The organism is Pseudomonas sp. IT-P258 (assembly GCF_949767825.1).
Lineage (GTDB): Bacteria > Pseudomonadota > Gammaproteobacteria > Pseudomonadales > Pseudomonadaceae > Aquipseudomonas > Aquipseudomonas monachiensis.
The window spans coordinates 562,873-586,475 of record NZ_CATKPU010000032.1 but is presented as its reverse complement, the minus strand read 5'-3'; the positions used below and the strand labels follow the sequence as shown (position 1 = coordinate 586,475).

Annotated in this window: 25 protein-coding genes; 14 read left to right on the top strand and 11 right to left on the bottom strand. The window is 60.1% G+C overall.

Translation table 11 applies throughout. The features are described 5' to 3' along the window. Positions 1-26: 26 nt before the first annotated feature. From ACM6G4_RS15245 to tldD, 5 genes are all read left to right on the top strand, one after another. Positions 27-635 (top strand): Maf family protein, encoded by a 609-nt coding sequence (locus ACM6G4_RS15245; RefSeq protein ID WP_223542494.1) that lies wholly within the window; start codon positions 27-29, stop codon positions 633-635. Positions 636-680: 45 nt separating this feature from the next. Then, complete coding sequence (gene rng, locus ACM6G4_RS15240; RefSeq protein ID WP_056728345.1) at positions 681-2,138, top strand: ribonuclease G; 1,458 nt, start codon at positions 681-683, stop codon at positions 2,136-2,138. A gap of 75 nt (positions 2,139-2,213) precedes the next feature. Then, positions 2,214-6,017 (top strand): YhdP family protein, encoded by a 3,804-nt coding sequence (locus ACM6G4_RS15235; protein ID WP_414914021.1) that lies wholly within the window; start codon positions 2,214-2,216, stop codon positions 6,015-6,017. Between the two features lie 69 nt (positions 6,018-6,086). After that, entirely contained in the window at positions 6,087-6,941 is an 855-nt protein-coding gene (locus ACM6G4_RS15230) for a carbon-nitrogen hydrolase family protein (RefSeq protein ID WP_056728349.1), read from the top strand. A gap of 12 nt (positions 6,942-6,953) precedes the next feature. Beyond that, a complete protein-coding gene (tldD, locus tag ACM6G4_RS15225) occupies positions 6,954-8,396 on the top strand; it encodes a metalloprotease TldD (RefSeq protein WP_056728350.1) in 1,443 nt (480 codons plus the stop codon). Positions 8,397-8,520: 124 nt separating this feature from the next. On the opposite strand, the gene yjgA is transcribed toward tldD, so the two are convergent. Continuing rightward, positions 8,521-9,045 carry a ribosome biogenesis factor YjgA gene (gene yjgA, locus ACM6G4_RS15220; protein WP_056728351.1) on the bottom strand — a complete coding sequence of 175 codons (525 nt, stop codon included), beginning with the start codon at positions 9,043-9,045 and terminating at the stop codon, positions 8,521-8,523. A gap of 108 nt (positions 9,046-9,153) precedes the next feature. Here yjgA and pmbA point away from each other — a divergent pair, with 108 nt between their 5' ends. Next, positions 9,154-10,500, top strand: a complete 1,347-nt coding sequence (gene pmbA, locus ACM6G4_RS15215) for a metalloprotease PmbA (protein ID WP_056728352.1) — start codon at positions 9,154-9,156, stop codon at positions 10,498-10,500. A 212-nt stretch (positions 10,501-10,712) separates the two neighbouring features. Here the strand turns inward: pmbA and ACM6G4_RS15210 are convergent, their stop codons facing one another. From ACM6G4_RS15210 to ACM6G4_RS15165, 10 genes are all read right to left on the bottom strand, one after another. Beyond that, positions 10,713-10,985 (bottom strand): HPr family phosphocarrier protein, encoded by a 273-nt coding sequence (locus tag ACM6G4_RS15210; RefSeq protein ID WP_007970256.1) that lies wholly within the window; start codon positions 10,983-10,985, stop codon positions 10,713-10,715. Between the two features lie 15 nt (positions 10,986-11,000). Beyond that, the gene (gene rapZ, locus ACM6G4_RS15205) at positions 11,001-11,858 is read right to left on the bottom strand and encodes an RNase adapter RapZ (protein ID WP_056728354.1); all 858 of its coding nucleotides are present in this window, start codon (positions 11,856-11,858) and stop codon (positions 11,001-11,003) included. A gap of 2 nt (positions 11,859-11,860) precedes the next feature. Beyond that, positions 11,861-12,325: a PTS IIA-like nitrogen regulatory protein PtsN gene (gene ptsN / locus ACM6G4_RS15200; protein WP_056728355.1), complete on the bottom strand. Its 465-nt coding sequence runs from the start codon at positions 12,323-12,325 to the stop codon at positions 11,861-11,863. A 12-nt stretch (positions 12,326-12,337) separates the two neighbouring features. Further along, positions 12,338-12,646: a ribosome hibernation-promoting factor, HPF/YfiA family gene (gene hpf, locus ACM6G4_RS15195; RefSeq protein WP_007941242.1), complete on the bottom strand. Its 309-nt coding sequence runs from the start codon at positions 12,644-12,646 to the stop codon at positions 12,338-12,340. 74 nt (positions 12,647-12,720) lie between these two features. Further along, positions 12,721-14,214, bottom strand: a complete 1,494-nt coding sequence (locus ACM6G4_RS15190; protein ID WP_056728357.1) for an RNA polymerase factor sigma-54 — start codon at positions 14,212-14,214, stop codon at positions 12,721-12,723. A 225-nt stretch (positions 14,215-14,439) separates the two neighbouring features. Next, positions 14,440-15,165, bottom strand: a complete 726-nt coding sequence (gene lptB, locus ACM6G4_RS15185; protein ID WP_008054366.1) for an LPS export ABC transporter ATP-binding protein — start codon at positions 15,163-15,165, stop codon at positions 14,440-14,442. After that, on the bottom strand, positions 15,165-15,713 hold the full coding sequence (gene lptA, locus ACM6G4_RS15180) for a lipopolysaccharide transport periplasmic protein LptA (protein ID WP_056728359.1): 549 nt from the start codon (positions 15,711-15,713) through the stop codon (positions 15,165-15,167). The genes lptB and lptA overlap by 1 nt, the downstream gene beginning before the upstream one ends. Beyond that, a complete protein-coding gene (gene lptC, locus ACM6G4_RS15175) occupies positions 15,700-16,272 on the bottom strand; it encodes an LPS export ABC transporter periplasmic protein LptC (protein WP_056728360.1) in 573 nt (190 codons plus the stop codon). The genes lptA and lptC overlap by 14 nt, the downstream gene beginning before the upstream one ends. A 7-nt stretch (positions 16,273-16,279) precedes the next feature. Next, positions 16,280-16,804, bottom strand: a complete 525-nt coding sequence (locus ACM6G4_RS15170) for a KdsC family phosphatase (RefSeq protein ID WP_008046159.1) — start codon at positions 16,802-16,804, stop codon at positions 16,280-16,282. After that, positions 16,804-17,778, bottom strand: coding sequence for a KpsF/GutQ family sugar-phosphate isomerase (locus ACM6G4_RS15165; protein WP_056728361.1), 975 nt, complete (start codon positions 17,776-17,778; stop codon positions 16,804-16,806). The genes ACM6G4_RS15170 and ACM6G4_RS15165 overlap by 1 nt, the downstream gene beginning before the upstream one ends. A 275-nt stretch (positions 17,779-18,053) precedes the next feature. Between ACM6G4_RS15165 and ACM6G4_RS15160 the strand changes: the two genes are divergently transcribed. From ACM6G4_RS15160 to hisG, 8 genes are all read left to right on the top strand, one after another. Further along, on the top strand, positions 18,054-18,863 hold the full coding sequence (locus ACM6G4_RS15160; RefSeq protein ID WP_414914020.1) for an ATP-binding cassette domain-containing protein: 810 nt from the start codon (positions 18,054-18,056) through the stop codon (positions 18,861-18,863). Next, the gene (gene mlaE, locus ACM6G4_RS15155) at positions 18,863-19,660 is read left to right on the top strand and encodes a lipid asymmetry maintenance ABC transporter permease subunit MlaE (RefSeq protein WP_056728366.1); all 798 of its coding nucleotides are present in this window, start codon (positions 18,863-18,865) and stop codon (positions 19,658-19,660) included. Before ACM6G4_RS15160 ends, mlaE begins: the two co-directional genes overlap by 1 nt. Further along, positions 19,660-20,127 (top strand): outer membrane lipid asymmetry maintenance protein MlaD, encoded by a 468-nt coding sequence (mlaD, locus tag ACM6G4_RS15150; RefSeq protein WP_056728368.1) that lies wholly within the window; start codon positions 19,660-19,662, stop codon positions 20,125-20,127. Before mlaE ends, mlaD begins: the two co-directional genes overlap by 1 nt. Positions 20,128-20,138: 11 nt before the next feature. Next, entirely contained in the window at positions 20,139-20,792 is a 654-nt protein-coding gene (locus ACM6G4_RS15145) for a phospholipid-binding protein MlaC (RefSeq protein WP_056728370.1), read from the top strand. Beyond that, on the top strand, positions 20,789-21,094 hold the full coding sequence (locus ACM6G4_RS15140) for a lipid asymmetry maintenance protein MlaB (RefSeq protein WP_056728372.1): 306 nt from the start codon (positions 20,789-20,791) through the stop codon (positions 21,092-21,094). Before ACM6G4_RS15145 ends, ACM6G4_RS15140 begins: the two co-directional genes overlap by 4 nt. A gap of 114 nt (positions 21,095-21,208) precedes the next feature. Then, positions 21,209-21,448 (top strand): BolA family protein, encoded by a 240-nt coding sequence (locus ACM6G4_RS15135; RefSeq protein WP_008046181.1) that lies wholly within the window; start codon positions 21,209-21,211, stop codon positions 21,446-21,448. A 22-nt stretch (positions 21,449-21,470) separates the two neighbouring features. Then, positions 21,471-22,736 (top strand): UDP-N-acetylglucosamine 1-carboxyvinyltransferase, encoded by a 1,266-nt coding sequence (gene murA / locus ACM6G4_RS15130; RefSeq protein WP_056728381.1) that lies wholly within the window; start codon positions 21,471-21,473, stop codon positions 22,734-22,736. A 125-nt stretch (positions 22,737-22,861) separates the two neighbouring features. Then, a complete protein-coding gene (gene hisG, locus ACM6G4_RS15125) occupies positions 22,862-23,497 on the top strand; it encodes an ATP phosphoribosyltransferase (RefSeq protein ID WP_008018703.1) in 636 nt (211 codons plus the stop codon). Positions 23,498-23,603: the final 106 nt, after the last annotated feature.

Below are 23,603 nucleotides of genomic sequence, written 5' to 3'. Positions count from 1 at the left end.
CAGGCATTGGACAGGGAGAGGTCTTGATGAAACGGTTGTACCTCGCCTCTGGTTCGCCGCGTCGACGTGAACTGCTCACGCAGATCGGCGTTCCGTTCTGCGCCGTCAGTGCGGATATCGATGAAACTCCTTTAGCTCAAGAATCCCCGTCGGCCTATGTCGAGCGTCTGGCGCGCGGCAAGGCCGAGGCCGGGCGCGGCAGCGTCGTGTCTGACGAACCGTTCTGTGTGCTCGGTGCCGATACCGCCGTGGTGCTCGATGGAAAAATTCTCGGCAAACCGGTTGATCAGGCGGATGCGTGCGCCATGCTGATGATGCTGTCAGGGTGTGAGCATGAAGTGCTGACCGCGATTGCCGTGCTCGATGGCGAACGTTGCGAATCCCGGGTTGTCACCAGCCGCGTGCGTTTTCGGGATATCAGTCGTGAAGAAGCCGTGGCCTACTGGGCCAGCGGCGAACCACAGGACAAGGCGGGCGGTTATGGCATTCAAGGACTGGGTGCGGTGTTTGTCGCCGGGCTCGATGGAAGTTATTCAGCGGTGGTCGGACTGCCGCTTTGCGAAACCGCGGAACTGCTCGGCCATTTCGGCATACCCTGTTGGCAACCCCGGAACGCACACCAAGCAACGTTTTGAACAGATGCGGCCATTATCGTGAACATGCCTGAACGAGACCCTGCCATGAGTGAAGAGATTCTGATCAACATCACGCCGATGGAATCGCGCGTGGCGGTGGTCGAAAACGGTGTCCTGCAAGAGGTCCACGTCGAGCGTACGCAAAAGCGCGGGATCGTCGGCAACATCTATAAAGGCAAAGTCGTGCGGGTATTGCCGGGAATGCAGGCGGCATTCGTCGATATCGGCCTGGACCGTGCCGCGTTCATTCATGCGTCGGAAATTTCCCTGCGCGAAGGCCCGGCGGTCGAAAGCATCAGTGCTCTGGTGCACGAAGGCCAGAGCCTGGTGGTGCAAGTGACCAAGGATCCGATCGGTTCCAAGGGCGCACGCCTGACCACCCAGCTCTCGATTCCTTCGCGTTACCTGGTGTACATGCCGCGCACCGCTCACGTCGGCATTTCCCTGAAGATCGAAGACGAAGCCGAGCGCGACCGCCTCAAGCAGGTGGTCACCGACTGCGTGGCCAAGGAAGGGATCAAGGAGGCCGGCGGTTTCATCCTGCGCACGGCAGCCGAAGGTGCCGGCGCCGATGAAATCCTCATGGACATCCGTTATCTGCGCCGTCTCTGGGATCAGATCAACGCCCAGATCAAAACCATCAGTGCGCCTAGCGTGATCTACGAAGACCTCGGTCTGGCGCTGCGCACCCTGCGTGACCTGGTGAGCCCTAAAATCGAGAAGATCCGCATCGACTCCCGGGAAACCTTCCAGAAAACCACGCAATTCGTCGCCGAACTGATGCCCGAGATTGCTGACCGCCTGGAGCATTACCCGGGTGAGCGGCCGATTTTCGACCTGTATGGCGTCGAAGACGAAATCCAGAAGGCGCTCGAGCGCAAGGTCCCGCTCAAGTCCGGCGGTTATCTGGTGGTCGATCCGGCGGAAGCCATGAGTACCATCGACGTCAACACAGGGGCATTTGTCGGCCATCGCAATCTCGAAGAGACCATCTTCAAGACCAACCTCGAAGCCGCGACGGCCATCGCCCGTCAATTGCGTCTGCGTAACCTGGGCGGAATCATCATCATCGACTTCATCGACATGGAAGATGAAGAGCACCAGCGCCAGGTGTTGCGCACGCTCGAAAAGCAACTGGAGCGCGATCACGCCAAGACCAACATCATCGGTATCACCGAACTGGGCCTGGTGCAGATGACCCGCAAGCGCACCCGCGAAAGCCTTGAGCAAGTGCTGTGCGAACCGTGCAATGCCTGTCAGGGGCGGGGCAAGCTCAAGACCCCGGAAACCGTTTGCTACGAAATCTTCCGCGAAATCCTGCGTGAGGCTCGCGCCTATCAGGCGGAAGGCTATCGTGTATTGGCAAACCAGAAAGTGGTGGACCGCCTGCTCGACGAAGAGTCGGGTAACGTCGCCGAGCTCGAAGGATTTATCGGGCGCACCATCCGCTTTCAGGTCGAAACCATGTATTCCCAGGAACAATACGACGTGGTGCTGCTCTGAAGCGTTTCGTCTTGATTGTTCGAGAAGGGCTGGCCTCAGCTTTTTGCAAAACTTTTGCCATGGGAGCCACCTGACATGGATCGTCTGACACGCATTTTGGCTGTTCTGACCCGCTGGGGGCTGGGCCTGTGCGCGTTGGTTTTGGTGTTGATGGCGCTCTACGTCAGCCTTGGCCGGGAGCTGACGCCGTTAGTCGCCGAGTACCGTGCCGACATCGAGACCAAAGCCAGCGATGCCTTGGGCATGCCGTTGCAAATCGGCGAACTCGAAGGCAGCTGGAGTGGATTCGCCCCCATATTGATGGCCCGCGACGTGACAGTCGGCGAGGGCACCAATGCCTTGCGCCTGGATCAGGTGCGCGCGGTACCGGACCTTTGGGCCAGCCTGTTGGCCCGTCAGGTACGCATCGCTCATCTGGAATTCAGCGGTCTGAAGATCAACCTCAAGCAAGCCGAAGACGGTCAATGGGCGCTGGAAGGTCTGCCGGTGAAGCAGGACCAGCCCGCCGATCCGGAGCAACTGCTCAATCGCATGCAGATGATCCAGCAACTGTCGGTGCTCGACAGCCAGGTAACCTTGCAGCCGTTTGGCGAATCGCCGCTGACCCTGACTTACGTCGGCCTGAATCTGAAGGTCGGGGCGTCACGGCAGCGGCTCGACGCACGGCTGACCCTGCCTGACGGGCAACCGGTGGCCATGAGCCTGCGTACCCGTATTCGAGCCAGTCAATGGAAGGACGGTGAAGCCGAGGTCTACCTGAGCCTGCCGCAAAGCGACTGGTCGAAGTGGTTGCCTGAACGTCTGACCCAGCAGTGGAATTTTTCCGAGATCAAGGCCGGCGGCGAGCTGTGGGTGACCTGGGGCAAAGGCACCTTGCAAAGCGCTGCGGTGCGCTTGAACGCGCCACAACTCAAGGGCGCCTATGCCGAGCGCAAGCCGATCCAGATCAATAACCTGGCGCTCAATGGTTACTTCCAGCGCAGTGCCAAAGGCGCGTCGGTGACTCTGGACTCCCTGGCGATGAACTTCGGCGAGACCCGCTGGGAAACGCATCTGCAGCTCACGCAAAACGCCGCCACTAATAAAACCGAAGAACTCTGGCACCTGCAAGCCGACCGGGTTGATCTCACTCCGCTGACCCCGCTGCTTAACGCCCTGGCGCCGTTCCCGAAAGATTTCGCCACGCTCGTCGAGCGGTTAAAAGTCACGGGTGGCCTGCGTAACGTGCTGGTCGACTTCCGCCCCAATGCCACCGACGACAGCAAGTTCGGGTTTGCCGCCAACCTCGACCAGGTAGGCTTCGACGCCTATCACGGTGCGCCGGCGGCACGAAATGTCAGCGGCAGCATCAGCGGTGACCTGGGGCAAGGTGAACTGCGCATGGATAGCAAGGATTTCATGCTGCACCTGGACCCGATATTCGCCAAGCCATGGCAGTACATTCAGGCCAATGCGCGGTTGACCTGGAAGCTCGATAAAGAAAGTTTCACCCTGATCGCGCCGTATCTGAAAGTGCTGGGCGAGGAAGGCAAGATCGCCGGCGACTTCCTGATTCGCCTGCATTTCGATCACGCCCGGGAAGACTACATGGACCTGCGGGTCGGCATGGTGGACGGCGACGGTCGCTACACCGCCAAGTACTTGCCGACCGTCCTCAGCCCGGCGCTGGACGAATGGCTGCGCACTGCGATTCTCAAGGGCGCGGTGGATCAGGGCTTCTTCCAGTATCAAGGCTCGCTCAGCCACGGTGCCGCGGACGTTGATCGCAGCATCAGCCTGTTCTTCAAGGTTCACGATGCCGAACTGGCCTTCCAGCCGGGCTGGCCCCATGTCAGCAAGGTCAGCGGCGATGTGTTTGTCGAAGACAGCGGCGTGCGGATTCTGGCCAGCACGGGCCAGTTGCTCGATACGCAGGTCAACGATATCTACGTCAACATTCCCCATGTGCCGACCGGGCAGAACGTTCATTTGTTCCTCGATGGCGGATTTGCCGGCGGTTTGGGCGATGGCCTGAAAATCCTCCAGGAAGCGCCGATCGGCACCGGGCCGACCTTTGCCGGCTGGGAAGGCGAGGGTGACCTGCAAGGCAAGTTGAAGCTGGATATTCCCTTGGCAAAAGGCGAGGAACCGAAGATCCTCGTCGACTTCAAGACCGCCAGGGCACGCTTGAAACTGGCCGAACCTGCGCTGGAACTGAGCCAGCTCAAAGGTGATTTCCGTTTCGACAGCGACGAAGGCCTGAGCGGGCACAACATCAATGCCCGGGCGTTCGACAAGCCCGTCACCGCACGGATTTATGCCGATGGCAGCCCGGGCAGGCTCAAAACCCGGGTGTCCGCGACAGGGCAGGTCGAGGTCAGGAGACTGACCGACTGGCTGAAGGTGACCCAGCCTCTGCCGGTGAGCGGCGTGATCCCGTATCAACTGCAACTGACCCTGGACGGCGCCGACAGCCAGTTGATGGTCAATTCCAGCCTCAAGGGCGTGGCCGTCGATTTGCCTGCACCGTTCGGCATGACTTCCGAGACCGGGCGCGACACGACGTTCCGCATGACGTTGCAGGGCGACGAGCGACGCTATTGGGTCAACTACGGGGATCTGGCGAGTTTCACGTTCGCGGCCCCAGCCAGCAATTTCGCCGATGGTCGCGGGGAATTGTCCCTCGGTGGCGGCGAAGCCGTGTTGCCTGGCACCAAAGGCCTGCGGATACGGGGCGTGCTGTCGGAGCTGGACGTTGGCCCGTGGAAGGATCTGGTGGACAGGTACGCCGGACAAGACCCCGGAGGCAGCGCCAGGCAATTGCTCAGTGGCGCGGATTTCAAGGTCGACAAGCTCAGCGGTATCGGCACCACCCTCGATCAGGCCTCGATCCAGCTGGTGCGCAAGCCTTCTGCCTGGGCGCTGCAACTGGACAGCCAGCAGATCAAGGGCAGTGCCAACCTTCCCGATTCGAAGGCCACGCCAATCGCGATCAATCTTCAAACCGTGCGCCTGCCCGCGCCGGACCCGACCGTGCTGGCCGATGAAAACTCACCGGATCCGCTGGCGTCGGTGGACCCGACGAAAATCCCCGCGATGGACATCACCATCAATCAGCTATTCCAGGGCCAGGATCTGGTGGGGGGCTGGTCGCTGAAGATTCGTCCAACGCCCAAGGGCATCGTGTTCAACTCCCTGGACCTGGGCCTCAAGGGCATTCTGTTGGTGGGCAGCGGCGGCTGGGAAGGCGTGCCGGGTGCCAGCAACAGTTGGTACAAGGGCCGCATCAGCGGCAAGAACCTTGCAGACGTGCTCAAGGGCTGGGGGTTTGCGCCGAGCGTCACCAGCCAGGACTTCTATATGGACGTTGATGGCCGCTGGCCCGGCTCACCGGCCTGGGTGGCGACCAAGCGTTTTTCCGGCACGCTCGATGCGACGCTCAATGAGGGGCAGTTCGTCGAGGTTGAAGGCAGTGCCCAGGCGCTGCGGGTATTTGGCTTGCTCAACTTCAACTCCATCGGCCGGCGCCTGCGCCTGGACTTCTCCGACCTGTTCGGCAAAGGCCTGAGTTATGACCGGGTCAAGGGGCTGCTGGTCGGGACCGATGGTGTGTATGTCACCCGTAAGCCGATCCAGCTGACGGGCCCGTCGAGCACCATTGAACTCGACGGCACACTGAACATGGTGGCCGATCAGATCGATGCGAAACTGATGGTGACCTTGCCGGTGACCAATAACCTGCCGATTGCCGCATTGATCGTCGGCGCACCCGCGGTCGGCGGGGCGCTGTTCCTGATCGACAAGCTGATCGGTGACCGGGTCTCCCGTTTCGCCAGTGTGAAGTACACCGTCAAAGGGCCGTGGAAAGAACCGAAGATTACCTTCGACAAGGCTTTTTGAGATCCTTTTGAAAAGGCGCTCGGCAAGCCTATGGAGTAGCATGGCCGCATACGATTCCAGGAGTGCGCCATGTCCGTAGCGGTGATTCAAATGGTCAGCCAGAGCGATGTGCTGGCCAATCTGGCCCAGGCCCGTCGGCTGCTCGAGCAAGCGGCCGACGGTGGCGCGAAACTGGCGGTATTGCCGGAAAACTTCGCCGCCATGGGCCGGCGTGACATAGCCGACATCGGGCGCGCCGAAGCACTGGGTGAAGGCCCGATCCTGCCTTGGTTGAAACAGACCGCACGTGACCTCAAGTTATGGATTGTAGCCGGCACGTTGCCGTTGCCGCCGGTCGATCAGCCGACGGCCAAGGTGCATGCCTGTTCGTTGCTGGTCGATGACCAGGGTGAAACGGTGGCGCGCTACGACAAGCTGCACCTGTTCGACGTCGACGTGGCCGACAATCGCGGCCGTTATCGGGAATCCGATGACTATGCTTATGGCAGTGGGGTCGTCGTGGCGGACACACCGGTTGGACGGGTTGGCCTGACGGTCTGTTACGACTTGCGCTTCCCTGAGTTGTACAGCGAATTGCGCGCGGCCGGCGCGGAACTGATTACCGCCCCTTCGGCCTTCACGGCGGTGACCGGCGCGGCGCATTGGGATGTGCTGATTCGCGCACGGGCCATCGAGACACAATGTTATGTGCTCGCGGCCGCCCAGGGTGGGACGCATCCGGGGCCGCGGGAAACCTTTGGCCATGCCGCCATCATCGACCCGTGGGGGCGTGTGCTGGCACAACAGGATCAAGGCGAGGCCGTGCTGCTGGCCGAACGCGACAGCAGCGAACAGGCGTCCATCCGGGCGCGGATGCCGGTGTCCAGTCACCGGCGCTTTTTCTCGCAGGGCGCCCAGCGACCTGCATCAGAACGACGAATTTAAGGCGTAAAGCATATGAGCGAGTTGTTGTCCTCAGTCAGTGAACACCTGCTGGCGCCCGGTGGCGTCACGATCGAGAGCCTGCAAGGCGTGCTCGGCGACCTGGCCGGGCCGGGCATCGATGCGGCCGACCTGTATTTCCAGGGGCAGATCTCCGAGTCCTGGGCGCTGGAAGACGGTATCGTCAAGGAAGGCAGCTTCAACCTCGACCAAGGTGTGGGCGTGCGCGCGCAATCGGGTGAAAAAACCGGTTTTGCCTACAGCAATGCCATCACCCTGGAAGCCCTTGGCGCGGCGGCGCGGGCCGCCCGTTCGATTTCCCGGGCCGGGCAGCACGGCACCGTACAGGCATTCACCAGCCAGGATGTCGCGCAGTTGTATGCGCCGGACAATCCCCTGGAAGTGCTGACCCGTGCCGAGAAAGTCGATTTGCTCAAGCGAATCGATGCCGCGACCCGCGCCCTCGACCCTCGCATCCAGCAAGTCACCGTGAGCATGGCCGGTGTCTGGGAGCGGATTCTGGTGGCTTCCACTGACGGCGGTCTGGCGGCGGATGTGCGCCCGCTGGTGCGTTTCAATGTCAGCGTGATCGTCGAGCAGAACGGCCGTCGCGAGCGCGGCGGTCATGGCGGTGGCGGTCGCACCGATTACCGTTATTTCCTCGGCGAAGACCGCGCCATGGGCTATGCCCGTGAAGCGTTGCGCCAGGCGCTGGTCAACCTGGAAGCCATTCCGGCCCCGGCCGGTACCTTGCCGGTGGTGCTCGGTTCAGGCTGGTCGGGCGTACTGCTGCACGAAGCCGTCGGTCATGGCCTGGAAGGCGATTTCAACCGCAAGGGCAGTTCGGCTTATAGCGGGCGCATGGGCGAGATGGTTGCGTCGAAGCTGTGCACCATTGTCGATGATGGCACCCTGGCCGGTCGCCGTGGCTCGTTGAGCGTCGACGACGAAGGCACGCCGACCGAGTGCACCACGCTGATCGAAAACGGCGTCCTCAAGGGCTACATGCAGGACAAGCTCAACGCCCGCCTGATGGGCGTGGCACGCACCGGTAACGGTCGTCGCGAATCCTACGCGCACTTGCCGATGCCGCGCATGACCAACACCTACATGCTCGCTGGCGAAAGCGACCCGGCGGAAATCATCGCCTCGGTGAAGCGTGGCATCTACTGCGCCAACCTGGGTGGCGGTCAGGTGGACATCACCAGCGGCAAGTTCGTGTTCTCCACCAGCGAGGCGTACCTGATCGAGGACGGCAAGATCACCGCTCCGGTCAAGGGCGCGACCCTGATCGGCAACGGGCCGGAAGCCATGAGCAAGGTATCGATGGTCGGTAATGACCTGTCGCTGGACAGTGGCGTGGGCACGTGTGGCAAGGATGGGCAGTCGGTGCCGGTGGGTGTCGGCCAGCCAACGCTGAAGATTGATGCGATCACCGTGGGTGGCACGGGCGCATAACGACGGGGATATCCCCTGTAGGAGCTGCCGTAGGCTGCGATCTTTACCCAGACAATTGAGTTCTGAGCGAAAGATCAAAAGATCGCAGCCTTCGGCAGCTCCTACAGGACGGGAAGGGCGTTACTCAGCGCAGACCGCGTTGAGTCTCGTCCAGCTCACGGATGTACTTGAAGATTTTACGGCTGGAAGCAGGAGGCTTGTTTTGCGCAACCTCATGCTGGGCCTGACGGATCAGGGAACGCAATTGCTGGCGGTCCGCGTCCGGGTAATCGACGACGAACTTTTCCAGAACGGCATCGTCACCGGCAATCAGACGATCACGCCAGCGTTCCAGGTTATGGAAGCGTTCGTTGTATTGACGGGTGGAGGCATCGAGTTGATCGAGCAGAACCAGAATGGCGGCAGTGTCCTGATCGCGCATCAGTTTACCGATGAACTGAAGGTGCCGTTTACGCGCGATATTCGCGGTGTGCTTGGGCGCATCGGCCAGAGCCCGACGCATTCCGTCGGTCAAGGGCAGTTTTGCCAGCAAGTCAGGCTTGAGTGTTGTAAGGCGCTCGCCAAGGTCAACCAGAGCATGCAGCTCGCGTTTTACCTGGGATTTGCTTTTTTCTCCCGTATCGAGGGAGTCGTCGTAAGAATCAACCATGGTGGCCGTCCGCAAAGAAACGCCGCCATGATAACCAGTCGGGGGCCGCTTGTCCGGCCCGGTCGCTCGATGACCGTTACCGAAAGCAGAATTTGAGTGGAGAACAGCATGAGTGCAGTTGAAAGCGTCGGCCCACAAGCGTTGCCGGCACTGCAGGAACAAGTCGAGCAGATCATCGCTGAAGCCAAACGCCAGGGCGCCAGTGCCTGTGAAGTGGCGGTGTCACTGGAGCAGGGTTTGTCGACCACGGTGCGCCAGCGTGAAGTCGAAACCGTTGAATTCAACCGCGACCAGGGTTTTGGCATCACCTTGTACGTCGGTCAGCGCAAAGGCTCGGCCAGCACTTCGGCCAGCGGCCCTGATGCGATTCGCGAAACCGTCGCCGCTGCACTGGCCATCGCCAAGCACACCTCGGAAGACGAAGCCTCGGGTCTTGCGGATGCCGCGCTGATGGCGCGGGATATTCAGGATTTCGACCTGTTCCACCAATGGGACATCACGCCGGAACAAGCCATCGAACAGGCCCTGGCCTGCGAAGCCGCGGCGTTTGCCGCCGACAGCCGGATCAAGAACGCCGACGGCACCACCCTCAGTACCCATCAGGGCTGCCGCGTTTATGGCAATAGCCACGGGTTTATCGGCGGTTACGCATCGACTCGCCACAGCCTGAGCTGCGTGATGATCGCCGAGGCCGATGGCCAGATGCAGCGTGATTACTGGTACGACGTGAACCGCCAGGGCAATCTGCTCGCCGACCCGGTGAGCATCGGTCAGCGCGCAGCGCAAAGGGCGGCGAGCCGTCTGGGCGCGCGTCCGGTGCCGACTTGCGAGGTGCCGGTGCTGTTTTCCGCAGAGTTGGCCGGAGGGCTATTCGGCAGTTTCCTGTCGGCGATTTCCGGTGGCAGCCTGTATCGCAAGTCTTCGTTCCTTGAGGGCACTCTCGGGCAGAAGCTGTTTCCGGAGTGGCTGACCATCGACGAGCGTCCGCATCTGATGCGTGCCATGGGCAGCGCAGCGTTCGACGGTGATGGTTTGGCAACCTACGCCAAACCGTTCGTCGAAAAAGGCGAGTTGGTGTCGTATATCCTCGGCACCTATTCCGGCCGCAAGCTCGGCATGCCGAGCACGGCTAACGCCGGCGGCGTGCACAACCTGTTCGTCACCCATGGCGACGAAGACCAGGCCGCCTTGCTGCGGCGCATGGGACGTGGCTTGCTGGTGACTGAATTGATGGGGCAGGGCCTCAACATGGTGACCGGCGATTACTCCCGTGGTGCAGCGGGTTACTGGGTCGAGAACGGTGAAATCCAGTTCGCGGTGCAGGAAGTGACCATCGCCGGCAACATGCGCGACATGTTCAAGCAAATCGTGGCCGTGGGTAACGATCTTGAATTGCGCAGCAACATTCGCACAGGTTCGGTGCTGATCGAGCGGATGACGGTGGCGGGTAGCTAAGCCTCGGCCGCTGTACAAAAAAAGGCGCGTCACCCATTGGGTGGCGCGCCTTTTTTATTGACTACACGGCAACCCCCTTGCAGGAGTGAGCTTGCTCGCGAAGCGGAGTGTCAGGCGACATTGAAGTTGAAAGTGGTGATGCCATCGTCGGAACGCCGCCCGGAGCAGGCTCGCTCCTACAATGGCACGGCCTATCTTCTTTTCTGTAGCTTTTATTCGCCTTCGTCGAAGAAGTTGTTGATCAACGCCACCAGCGCATCCAGCGCTTCCTGTTCCTGCTCGCCTTCGGTGCTCAAGTGGATCGTGGTGCCTTTGCCGGCGGCCAGCATCATCATCGCCATGATGCTTTTGCCATCGACCATGGACTCTGGTGTCCGACCGGCCCGGATCTGGCACGGGAACTGACCCGCTACCCCAACGAATTTTGCAGAAGCGCGAGCGTGCAGGCCCAATTTATTGATGATTTCGATTTCCAGAGCAGGCATCGCGATGTGAATCCTTTAGCTGAGGTCGCGGTGGCGGACCTGGACGTTCTTCAGGGATTGTTGCAGCGTCTGCCCCAGACGCTCGGTCAGGTAGACAGAACGGTGATGTCCGCCAGTGCAGCCAATGGCAATGGTGACGTAGGCGCGGTTGCTGGCGGCAAAACGAGGCAGCCACTTTAGCAGGTATGTGGAAATGTCCTGAAACATCTCTTCGACATCCGGCTGTGCCGCCAGGTATTCGGCAACCGGTTGATCGAGCCCGGACTGCTCGCGCAATTCCGGTTTCCAGTAAGGGTTTGGCAGGCAGCGCACATCGAAAACCAGGTCGGCGTCCACCGGCATGCCGCGCTTGAAGCCGAAGGACTCGACCAGGAAGGCAGTTCCCGGCTCGGGCTGATTCAACAGGCGCAGTTTGATGGCGTCGCGCAGCTGGTACAGGTTCAGGCTGGTGGTGTTGATCTTGAGATCGGCAAGGTCGGCAATCGGCCCGAGCAGGGCGCTCTCAACGTTGATGGCTTCGGCCAGCGAACGGTTGGCGTTGCTCAGGGGGTGACGTCGGCGGGTTTCCGAGAAGCGCTTGAGCAGGGTTTCTTCGTCGGCGTCCAGATACAGCACATCGCACTGGATGTGGCGGGCACGGACTTCCTCGAGCAGGTCGGGGAAGCGTGACAGGTGGCTTGGCAGGTTGCGCGCGTCAATGGAAACGGCGACCAGCGGCTGCAACATCTCGGTATGAACCAGGGCGCGCTCGGCCAGCTCCGGCAGCAGGCCGGCGGGCAGGTTGTCGATGCAGTAGTAGCCGTTATCCTCAAGTACGTTGAGGGCGGTACTTTTACCTGAGCCGGAACGGCCACTGACGATGATCAAGCGCATGATTACTGACCGTTTTGCTCGTTCAGGACAACCTGATACAGGGCTTCGTTACTTGCAGCACTACGCAGCTTTTCACGCACGTCCTTGCGGTCGAGCATGCTGGCGATCTGTCGCAGCAGCTCAAGGTGCGCATCGGTGGCGGCTTCCGGGACCAGCAGCACGAACAGCAGGTCAACCGGCGCACCATCGATGGCGTCGAAATCGATAGGGGCGTCCAGGTGCATCAATGCACTGATGGGTGAAACACAGCCCTTGAGACGGCAATGTGGAATGGCGATGCCGTTACCAAACCCGGTGGAACCGAGTTTTTCACGAGCAATCAGTGCCTCGAAGACATCTTGCATCTCCAGGGCCGGCACTTCGCGGGCGATCAGATTGGCAATTTGTTCGAGGGCTTTCTTTTTACTGCCTCCCGGCACGTTCACCAGGGAACGGCCGGGGGTCAGGATACTTTCAAGTCGGATCATGGGTAGGGAGTGTTAACGACCGGTTGCGCCCTGTAGGAGGCTCTGGGTCTTTTCCTTATGCTTTTTGAGTTGTTTATCCAGCTTGTCGGTGAGTGCGTCGATCGCGGCGTACATATCGGTATGCTCCGCGTTGGCGACCACTTCATTCCCGGGAATATGCAGCGTGGCTTCGATTTTCTGCTTCAGTTTTTCGACGGTCATCGTGACCTGCACATTAGTGATCTTGTCGAAATGTCGCTCCAATCGTTCGAGTTTTTCGCCGATGTAGGTGCGAAGAGGTTCGGTCACTTCCAGTTGGTGTCCACTGATGTTGACTTGCATACAGCTTCTCCTTCGTTGCCAGTGCATAAAGCGGTAGACCAGATGATCTACCACTGGAACGCTGTGGCGTGGCCCTACATCAACCGCTTGCGTTCGCTCGAAGGCGCGATCCCGAGGGATTCGCGGTACTTGGCGACGGTGCGGCGAGCCACCTGAATGCCTTGTGCCTCCAGTAAACCAGCGATCTTGCTGTCACTCAACGGCTTTTTCTGATTTTCCGCTGCAACCAGTTTTTTGATGATCGCCCGGATCGCCGTGGACGAGCATTCGCCGCCTTCGGAGGTGCTTACGTGACTGGAAAAAAAGTACTTCAGTTCATAAATGCCCCGGGGGGTGTGCATGAATTTCTGGGTAGTCACCCGTGAAATCGTCGATTCATGCATGCCGACCGCTTCGGCGATGTCATGCAGGACCAGCGGCTTCATGGCTTCGTCGCCGTACTCCAGGAAGCCGCGCTGATGCTCGACGATCTGGGTGGCAACCTTCATCAGGGTTTCATTGCGGCTCTGCAGGCTCTTGATGAACCAGCGGGCTTCCTGCAGCTGATTGCGCATGAAGGTATTGTCGGCGCTGGTGTCGGCGCGGCGCACGAAACCGGCGTACTGGGCATTGACCCGCAGCCGTGGCACCGACTCCTGATTGAGTTCCACCAGCCAGCGCTCGTTGTCCTTGCGCACGATGACGTCAGGAACGACGTACTCGGCTTCGGTGGACTCGATCTGCGAGCCCGGGCGCGGGTTCAGGCTCTGGACCAGCTCGATGACCTGGCGCAGTTCGTCTTCCTTGAGCTTCATGCGGCGCATTAACTGGCTGTAGTCACGGCTGCCAAGCAGGTCGATGTAATCGCTGACCAGGCGCTTGGCTTCGGCCAGCCAAGGGGTCTTGGCAGGCAGCTGGCGCAACTGCAGCAGCAGGCATTCACCGAGGTTGCGGGCGCCGATGCCGGCTGGCTCGAATTGCTGGATGCGGTGCAGGACGGCTTCGATCTCGTCCAGTTCGATGTCCAGTTCCGGGTCGAAGGCTTCGAGGATTTCCTCGAGGGTTTCGTCCAGGTAGCCCTGATTGTTGATGCAGTCGATCAGGGTCACGGCGATCAGGCGATCGGTGTCGGACATCGGGGCCAGGTTCAGTTGCCACAGCAAGTGGCTCTGCAGGCTTTCGCCGGCCGAGGTGCGGGTGGTGAAGTCCCACTCGTCATCATCATTGCTGGGCAGGCTGCTGGCGCTGGTCTGGTAAACGTCCTCCCACGCGGTGTCGACGGGGAGTTCGTTGGGGATACGCTCGTTCCAGTCACCCTCATCGAGATTATCAACCGTCGGGGCGCTTTCCTGATAGGAAGGTTCCTGGATGTCAGTGTTGGGCTTTTGTTCGGCGTTGTCGGCCAAGGGATCGGAATTGTCGAAGTCGTCGCCTTCTTCCTGGCGTTCGAGCATCGGATTTGACTCCAGGGCCTCCTGGATTTCCTGTTGCAGGTCCAGGGTCGACAATTGGAGCAGGCGGATGGCCTGTTGCAGCTGCGGTGTCATCGTCAGCTGCTGGCCCATTCTCAAGACTAGCGATGGTTTCATGGCAGGGGCTTAACACCTTATTCGCCGGCGCACATGCGCCATCTACTACAGGGCGCCGGGGCGCCAAACTTAAGCAAATTATATGCCTGAAACTAAAGGGTTTGCCTAGAGCGCTGTAACAATAAAAAACTATAAAGCGGTGTTGCTGCGCTGCCCTTGTTGAGGGCTGACCACGCTTGTCGGCACGGTGAGTGCCCGGGCGATGGCCTGGGCACGACTCAGTGCTTACAGGCGGAACTCATGGCCCAGATACACTTCCTTGACCAGGTCGTTGGCCAGGATGGTCTCTGCGTCGCCCTCGGCGATCAGTTGGCCGTCATTGACGATGTAGGCGGTTTCACAGATATCCAGGGTTTCACGAACGTTGTGGTCCGTGATCAGCACGCCAATGCCCTTGGCCTTGAGGTGGTGAATGATCTGCTTGATGTCGCCGACCGAAATCGGGTCCACGCCGGCGAAGGGTTCGTCGAGGAGGATGAATTTCGGGTTGGTGGCCAGGGCGCGGGCGATTTCCACGCGACGACGCTCGCCGCCGGACAGGCTCATGCCCAGGTTGTCGCGGATGTGGCTAATGTGGAATTCCTGCAGCAGGCTTTCCAGTTCCTTGCGACGGCCGGCCTTGTCGAGTTCCTTGCGGGTCTCGAGGATGGCCATGATGTTGTCGGCCACCGACAGCTTGCGAAAGATCGATGCTTCCTGCGGCAAGTAACCGATACCGGCCTTTGCGCGGCCGTGCATCGGCTGGTGGCTGACGTCCAGGTCATCGATCAGGACGCGGCCCTGGTCGGCTTGCACCAGGCCGACGATCATGTAGAAGCAGGTGGTCTTGCCGGCGCCGTTCGGGCCAAGCAGGCCGACGATCTGGCCGCTGTCGATGGACAGGCTGACATCTCGCACGACCTGGCGGCTCTTGTAACTCTTGGCCAGATGCTGAGCTTTCAGAGTTGCCATTACTGGGCCTTTTTCTCGTCGGTTTTCTTCTTCGGCTGGATCACCATGTCGATACGCGGACGCGCCTCGGTGACCTTGCTGCCTGTGGCGCGACCGGCGCTGGCGAGCTTCTTGTCGGTGTCGTAGACAATTTTCTCGCCTTGGGTGACGTTGTTGTCCTTGTCGACAACTTTGGCCTTGTCGATCAGTACGACGCGATTTTGCGCGGCGTGGTACTGGATCGTCACGCCCCAGCCCTGCACGGGCTTGGTGTCGCCAGCCGTTTGCAATTGCTCGAAGTACGCCAGGTTGCCCACCGAGGTCACTACGTCAATGTCGCCAGTCGGGGTGCGGGTGATGGTAACGGTGTTGCCTGTCACCTTCATCGAGCCTTGGGTGATGATCACGTCACCCTTATAGGTAGCAATACCTTGCTTGTCGTCCAGTTGGGCATCGTCGGCCTGGATGCGGATAGGCTGCTGTTGATCTTCCGGCAGAGCCCAGGCGCTCACGCTTCCCAGTGCTGCGCCCAGACTGAGCAAAATCGGGAGGGTTTTAACGAGCCTCATACTGTCCTCTTACGTTCGATAGCAGGTGTATCCTGCTTTCTTTCAAATACGCTTTCATTCCCTTGCCAGTCGATACACCGCCAGCGCCGTCGATTCTAACGTCTTGCTCGGTCTGCGCATATTGCTGCTGCGGGAACACGGTCATGCGGGTGCTGGTGATCAGGGTTCTACGGTTTTTCTCGTCGAACCGCGTGATGCGCACGTCATCGATCAGTTCGACCTGCGTGCCATCAGGATTGACCTCGCCGCGCAGGCTCTGGACGTGCCACGGGAATTCAGTGCCGCGGAACACATTCAGGTCGGGGTTGGTCAGCAATGTCACCTCGGTCGCCTTCAGGTGCTCGACCTTGTCGGACACCAGATCATATTGCAGCTTGCCGTCGGGCAGGTACTGCACGCTGTGGGCGTTGATGGCGTAATAGTCGATCGCGCTCTCATCGACCGGCGTTACCGGCTTGTCGAGGAAGCGTTCCGGGCTGATGTTCCAGTAGCCAACCGCGGCGAATATTGCCGCGATGCAAGTGAACATCAGGGTGTTGCGAAACTTTTTGCTCAGCATAGTGGGCTCACAGGTACGCCGCATTGGCCGCATCGAGGCGGTCCTGGGCGCGCAGGATCAATTCGCAGAATTCGCGAGCGGCACCTTCGCCACCGCGGGCGAGGGTGATGCCGTGAGCGTGTTCACGCACGAAACCGGCGGCATTGGCCACCGCCATGCCCAGGCCGACGCGACGAATCACCGGCAGGTCCGGCAGGTCGTCGCCGAGGTAGGCCACCTGTTCATAGCTCAGGTTGAGTTGGGCCAGCAGTTCGTCGAGTACCACCAGTTTATCTTCGCGACCCTGATAGAGGTGCGGGATCCCGAGGTTTTTGGCCCGCCGCTCGACCACCGGGGTCTTGCGGCCACTGATGATGGCGGTCTGCACGCCGGCGGCCATCAGCATCTTGATGCCCTGGCCGTCGAGGGTGTTGAAGGTCTTGAACTCGCTGCCGTCTTCGAGGAAATACAGGCGCCCATCGGTCAGCACGCCATCGACATCGAACACCGCCAGCTTGATCTGTTTGCCGCGTTGCAGCAGGTCCGCACTCATTACATTACTCCTGCACGCAACAAGTCGTGCATGTTCAAGGCGCCGACCGGGCGGTCGTCTCTGTCGACCACGACCAGCGCGTTGATTTTATGATCTTCCATGATTTTCAGCGCTTCGGCGGCGAGCATCTCGGCGCGGGCAGTCTTGCCGTGTGCAGTCATGACCTGGTCGATGGTAGCGCTATGGATGTCGATGCTACGGTCCAGCGTGCGACGCAAGTCACCGTCGGTAAAGATCCCGGCCAGCTTTCCATCGGCTTCCAGGATCACCGTCATGCCCAGGCCTTTGCGGGTCATTTCCATCAGCGCGTCCTTCAGCAGGGTGCCGCGCTGTACTTGCGGCAACTCTTGCCCGGCGTGCATGACATTTTCCACTTTAAGCAGCAGGCGTCGGCCCAGGGCGCCGCCGGGATGGGAAAAGGCGAAGTCTTCGGCGGTAAAGCCACGGGCTTCCAGCAGCGCGACGGCCAGGGCATCGCCCATGACCAGCGCGGCGGTGGTTGATGAGGTGGGTGCCAGGTTCAACGGGCAGGCTTCGTGTTCGACGTGAACATTCAGGTTCACCTCGGCGGCCTTGGCCAGCGGCGAGCCAGGGTTGCCGGTCATGCTGATCAACTGAATGCCCAGGCGCTTGATCAGTGGCAGCAGGGTCACGATTTCATTGGTGGAGCCGGAATTCGAGAGCGCCAGAATGATGTCGTCGCGGGTAATCATGCCCATGTCACCGTGGCTGGCTTCAGCCGGGTGCACAAAAAACGCCGTGGTGCCGGTGCTGGCCAGGGTCGCGGCAATCTTGTTGCCGATGTGCCCCGACTTGCCCATGCCGACCACGACCACGCGGCCTTTGCTGGCCAGAATCATCTCGCAAGCGCGTACGAAATCCGCGTCGATATGGGGCAGCAGGCCTTGCACGGCCTCTACCTCGAGGCGGATGGTGCGTTGTGCTGATTGAATCAGGTCGCTGGATTGGCTCATGTCAGAAATCGTATAGCCTGATGAAAAGTCGGCGATTATAGCGGTTATGATCGAATCCCTCACGCTAGTTCGTCGCGCATTGCCATCCTTGTTGCCGGAAACCTTCTAAACGGGGCTTTCAACCGGTCATGCAGTTGAACATGTCCTGGCTTTGGCCTTGGGCGCGCAGCCTTTGCAATGCTATAGTTCGCCGCCAGTTCGGCCTGCCCGGGAGGTATGTGCTTTCGGCAGAAAGCCAGGCGTCCGAGTGAGAGGCTGCATCGCAAGGAGTTTAGATGAGTGCCGATAACGCCTACGCGGTCGAGCTGAAGGGACTGTCCTTCAAGCGCGGTGCGCGCAGCATTTTCAATAATGTCGATATCCGTATCCCGCGCGGCAAGGTCACCGGCATCATGGGGCCTTCCGGGTGTGGCAAGACCACGCTCCTGCGTCTGATGGGCGCCCAGTTGCGGCCCACCCAGGGTGAAGTCTGGGTCAACGGTCAGAACCTGCCAAAACTGTCGCGCAGCGACCTGTTCGATGCGCGCAAGCATATGGGCGTGCTGTTTCAGAGCGGCGCATTGTTTACCGACCTCGATGTCTTCGAGAATGTCGCTTTTCCACTGCGGGTTCACACGCAACTGCCGGAAGAAATGATCCGCGACATCGTCCTGCTCAAACTGCAGGCCGTGGGCTTGCGGGGCGCCATCGAGCTGATGCCCGACGAGCTTTCCGGCGGCATGAAGCGCCGTGTTGCTCTGGCCCGGGCGATTGCGCTCGACCCGCAGATCCTCATGTACGACGAGCCCTTTGTCGGCCAGGACCCCATCGCCATGGGCGTTTTGGTGCGCCTCATCCGGTTGCTCAACGATGCGTTGGGCATCACCAGCATCGTGGTCTCCCACGACCTGGCCGAGACCGCGAGCATTGCCGACTACATTTATGTGGTGGGCGATGGTCAGGTGTTGGGGCAGGGGACACCGGACGAGTTGATGAACTCGGATGAACCGCGCATTCGCCAGTTCATGACCGGCGAACCCGACGGCCCGGTTCCGTACCACTTTCCAGCGACGGATTACCGCGCAGATTTTCTGGGGAAGCGCTGATGCGCAGAATTTCATTGATAGAGCGCGTTCGCCGCTTCGGCCAGGCCGGCATCGATGTGTTGGCGGTGTTCGGGCGTTCGAGCTTGTTCCTGTTTCATGCCTTGCTTGGTCGGGGCGGCATCGGTGGCGGTTTCGGGCTGCTGGTCAAGCAGTTGCATTCGGTGGGCGTGATGTCCCTGGTGATCATCGTGGTCTCCGGGGTGTTCATCGGCATGGTGCTGGCGCTGCAGGGGTTCAACATTCTTTCCAGCTATGGTTCGGAGCAGGCTGTCGGGCAGATGGTTGCCCTGACGCTGCTGCGTGAACTGGGGCCGGTGGTGACCGCCTTGCTGTTCGCTGGGCGCGCAGGTTCGGCGTTGACCGCCGAAATCGGCAACATGAAATCCACCGAGCAGTTGTCCAGCCTGGAAATGATCGGGGTCGACCCGCTCAAGTACATCATTGCGCCACGTTTGTGGGCCGGCTTCATTTCCCTGCCGGTGCTGGCGATGATCTTCAGCGTGGTGGGTATCTGGGGCGGCTCGTGGGTGGCGGTCGACTGGCTGGGAGTCTATGAGGGCTCCTACTGGTCGAACATGCAGAACAGCGTGACGTTTACCGAGGACGTGCTCAACGGGATCGTCAAAAGCATCGTCTTTGCCTTTGTGGTGACCTGGATCGCCGTATTCCAAGGCTATGACTGCGAACCCACTTCCGAGGGGATCAGTCGTGCCACTACCAAGACCGTTGTGTATGCCTCGTTGGCAGTACTCGGCCTGGACTTTATTCTGACCGCCTTGATGTTTGGAGATTTCTGATGCAAAACCGCACCCTGGAAATCGGTGTCGGCCTTTTCTTGCTGGCTGGCATCCTGGCTTTGCTTTTGTTGGCGTTGCGGGTCAGTGGCCTGTCCCCGAGTCCGAGCACCGACACCTATAAACTTTACGCCTACTTCGACAATATCGCCGGTTTGACGGTCAGAGCAAAGGTGACCATGGCCGGTGTGACCATCGGCAAGGTCACGGCCATCGATCTGGATCGCGACAGTTTTACCGGTCGGGTGACCATGCAACTGGAAAAACGCATCGATAATCTGCCGGCGGACTCCACTGCATCTATCCTGACCGCTGGCCTGTTGGGCGAGAAGTACATCGGTATCAGCGTGGGCGGGGAAGACACCCTGCTCAAGGATGGTGGAACCATCCATGACACGCAGTCATCGCTGGTGCTCGAAGACCTGATCGGTAAATTTCTGCTCAATACCGTTAGCAAAGAAGCTAAATGAGGAACAGTTAAATGATCTCTACCTTGCGACGTGGCCTGTTGGTAATGCTCGCGGTGTTTCCGTTGGTGTCCCATGCCGCAGCGGCGCCTTCGGCGCACGATCTGGTGCAGGACACAACCAACCGTATGCTCGCGGACCTGGCGGCAAACAAAGAGAAGTACAAGCAGGACCCGCAGGACTTCTATACGGCGCTGGACAATATCGTCGGGCCGGTTGTGGATGCCGAGGGTATTTCCAAGAGCATCATGACGGTCAAGTACTCGCGTAAAGCTACGCCTGCGCAGATGAAAACCTTCGAAGAAAACTTCAAGAAGGGCCTGTTCCAGTTCTATGGCAATGCCTTGCTTGAGTACAACAACCAGGGCATCACCGTTGATCCGGCCAAAGACGAGTCGGGCGACCGTACCAGCGTCGGTATGACCGTCAAGGGCAGCAGCGGCGCTATCTATCCAGTGTCCTACACGCTGGAAAAGATCAACGGCGAGTGGAAACTGCGTAACGTCATCATCAACGGCATCAACATCGGCAAACTGTTCCGCGATCAGTTCGCCGATGCGATGCAGCGCAATGGCAACGACCTGGACAAGACCATCAACGGTTGGGCCGGGGAAGTCGCCAAGGCCAAGGAAGCCACCGACAACAAGCCAGGGCAGTCAGCCCAATGAGTGAGTCGGCAGTCCAGATGGACGAAGCGGGCGAGTTGCGACTCAGTGGCGTGCTGGATTACCGCACCGGCCCTGGCCTGCGCGAGCAGGGCAAGGCGCTGATCAAGGCCAGCAAGGCTACGGCGCTGGTGGTCGATTGCTCGGCGGTGACCAAGTCCAGCAGTGTCGGTTTGTCGTTACTGCTGTGCTTTATCCGCGATGCGCAGGCGGCCGGCAAGGCCCTGAGCATCCACGGGATGCCGGAAGACATGCGTGAAATCGCTCAGGTCAGTGAGCTGACCGAGCTGTTGGCGCATCACTAACCCGCATCTATAAGGAAGCCCCCCGTCAGAGTCCTGCTCCGCGGGGTTCGCAGGCGCGGGGCTTTTTTGTATGATGTCCGACCCGCGCGCACAGGGCGCCGATTGAGGTTGAGCATGCAGGCCAACGAAGTTAAGAGCTTTCTTGAAGGAAAGCTGCCCGGAACGAAAGTAGAAGTCGAGGGCGAAGGCTGCAATTTCCAGCTGAACGTGATTAGCGATGAACTGGCGGCGTTGAGCCCGGTCAAGCGTCAGCAGCAGGTCTATGCCCATTTGAACCCGTGGATCGTCGATGGCAGCATCCATGCGGTCACTATGAAATTTTTCAGCAGCGCGGCCTGGGCCGAGCGCACCTGAGCCCAAGGGCGTCGAGATTCTTATGGATAAATTGATTATTACTGGCGGTGCTCGTCTTGATGGCGAAATCCGTATCTCCGGGGCAAAGAACTCTGCCCTGCCGATCCTGGCGGCCACCTTGCTGTGCGATGGCCCGGTGACCGTGGCCAACCTGCCGCACCTGCACGACATCACCACCATGATCGAGCTGTTCGGACGCATGGGCATCGAGCCTGTGATCGACGAGAAACTCGCCGTCGAGATCGACCCGCGCACCATCAAGACCCTGGTCGCACCGTACGAACTGGTTAAAACCATGCGTGCGTCGATCCTGGTGCTGGGCCCGATGGTTGCCCGTTTCGGTGAAGCCGAAGTCGCCTTGCCTGGCGGTTGCGCCATTGGTTCGCGCCCGGTTGACCTGCACATTCGTGGCCTGGAAGCCATGGGCGCAGTCATCGACGTCGAAGGCGGCTACATCAAGGCCAAGGCGCCTGAAGGCGGCCTGCGCGGTGCGCACTTCTTCTTCGATACTGTCAGTGTGACCGGTACCGAAAACATCATGATGGCCGCGGCCCTGGCCAAGGGTCGCAGCGTCCTGCAAAACGCCGCTCGCGAGCCTGAAGTGGTCGACCTGGCGAACTTCCTGAACGCCATGGGCGCCAAGGTTTCCGGCGCCGGTACCGATACCATCACCATCGATGGTGTCGAGCGTCTGCACACCACCACGTATAAAGTGATGCCAGACCGTATCGAAACCGGTACCTACCTGGTTGCCGCTGCCGTGACCGGTGGTCGCGTGAAGGTCAAGGACACTGATCCGACCATCCTCGAAGCCGTTCTGGAAAAACTCCGTGAGTCCGGTGCCGAAATCACCTGCGGAGAAGACTGGATCGAGCTGAACATGCACGGCAAGCGTCCGAAAGCCGTCAACGTGCGGACTGCTCCGTACCCGGCGTTCCCGACCGACATGCAGGCGCAGTTCATCTCCCTCAACGCCATTGCCGAAGGCACCGGTGCGGTGATCGAGACGATCTTCGAAAACCGCTTCATGCACGTCTACGAACTGCACCGCATGGGCGCCAAGATCCAGGTCGAAGGCAACACCGCCATCGTCACCGGCACCGAAAAACTCAAGGGCGCGCCAGTGATGGCGACCGACCTGCGTGCTTCGGCCAGCCTGGTGATCTCGGCCCTGATCGCCGAAGGCGACACCCTGATCGACCGCATCTACCACATAGACCGTGGCTACGAGTGCATCGAAGAAAAACTGCAGATGCTGGGCGCCAAGATCCGTCGCGTTCCGGGCTAGACCCTGCTGCATGGGCATAAGGACGTGCCCGTTGATTTGTTGAAGTCGAGCCGTTTTCGGCTCGATGTGTGTCCGGCGCCATTTGCGACCGGGCATGAGTACCTTGATAAGGACTGACGTTTCCCATGTTGACCATCGCACTGTCCAAGGGCCGCATCCTTGACGACACCCTGCCGCTTCTGGCTGAAGCGGGCATCGTGCCGACCGAGAATCCGGACAAGAGCCGCAAGCTGATCATTCCCACGACCCAGGAAGATGTACGCCTGCTGATCGTGCGTGCCACCGACGTGCCGACTTACGTCGAGCATGGTGCCGCCGACCTCGGTGTCGCCGGTAAAGATGTGCTGATGGAATATGGCGGCCAGGGCCTGTACGAGCCACTGGACCTGCAAATTGCCCAGTGCAAGCTGATGACGGCCGGCAAGGTCGGCGCGGTCGAGCCCAAGGGCCGCCTGCGTATCGCCACCAAGTTCGTCAACGTTGCCAAGCGCTATTACGCTGAACAGGGTCGTCAGGTCGACATCATCAAGCTGTACGGCTCGATGGAGCTGGCACCGCTGATCGGTCTGGCAGACAAGATCATCGACGTGGTCGACACCGGTAACACGCTGCGGGCCAACGGCCTGGAGCCACAGGATTTCATTGCCGCCATCAGCTCCCGGCTGATCGTCAACAAAGCTTCGATGAAGATGCAGCACGCCCGTATCCAGGCGTTGATCGACACCCTGCGCAAGGCAGTGGAGTCTCGACACCGCGGCTGATTCACCTGCGCGACGTTAAGTCGCGCCCGTCTATCCGCCTCATAGCCAGAATTCTCAGGTGCCCAAGCGGAAACGACTGCTAAGTTAGGGCGCCTGAGTTTTTGCC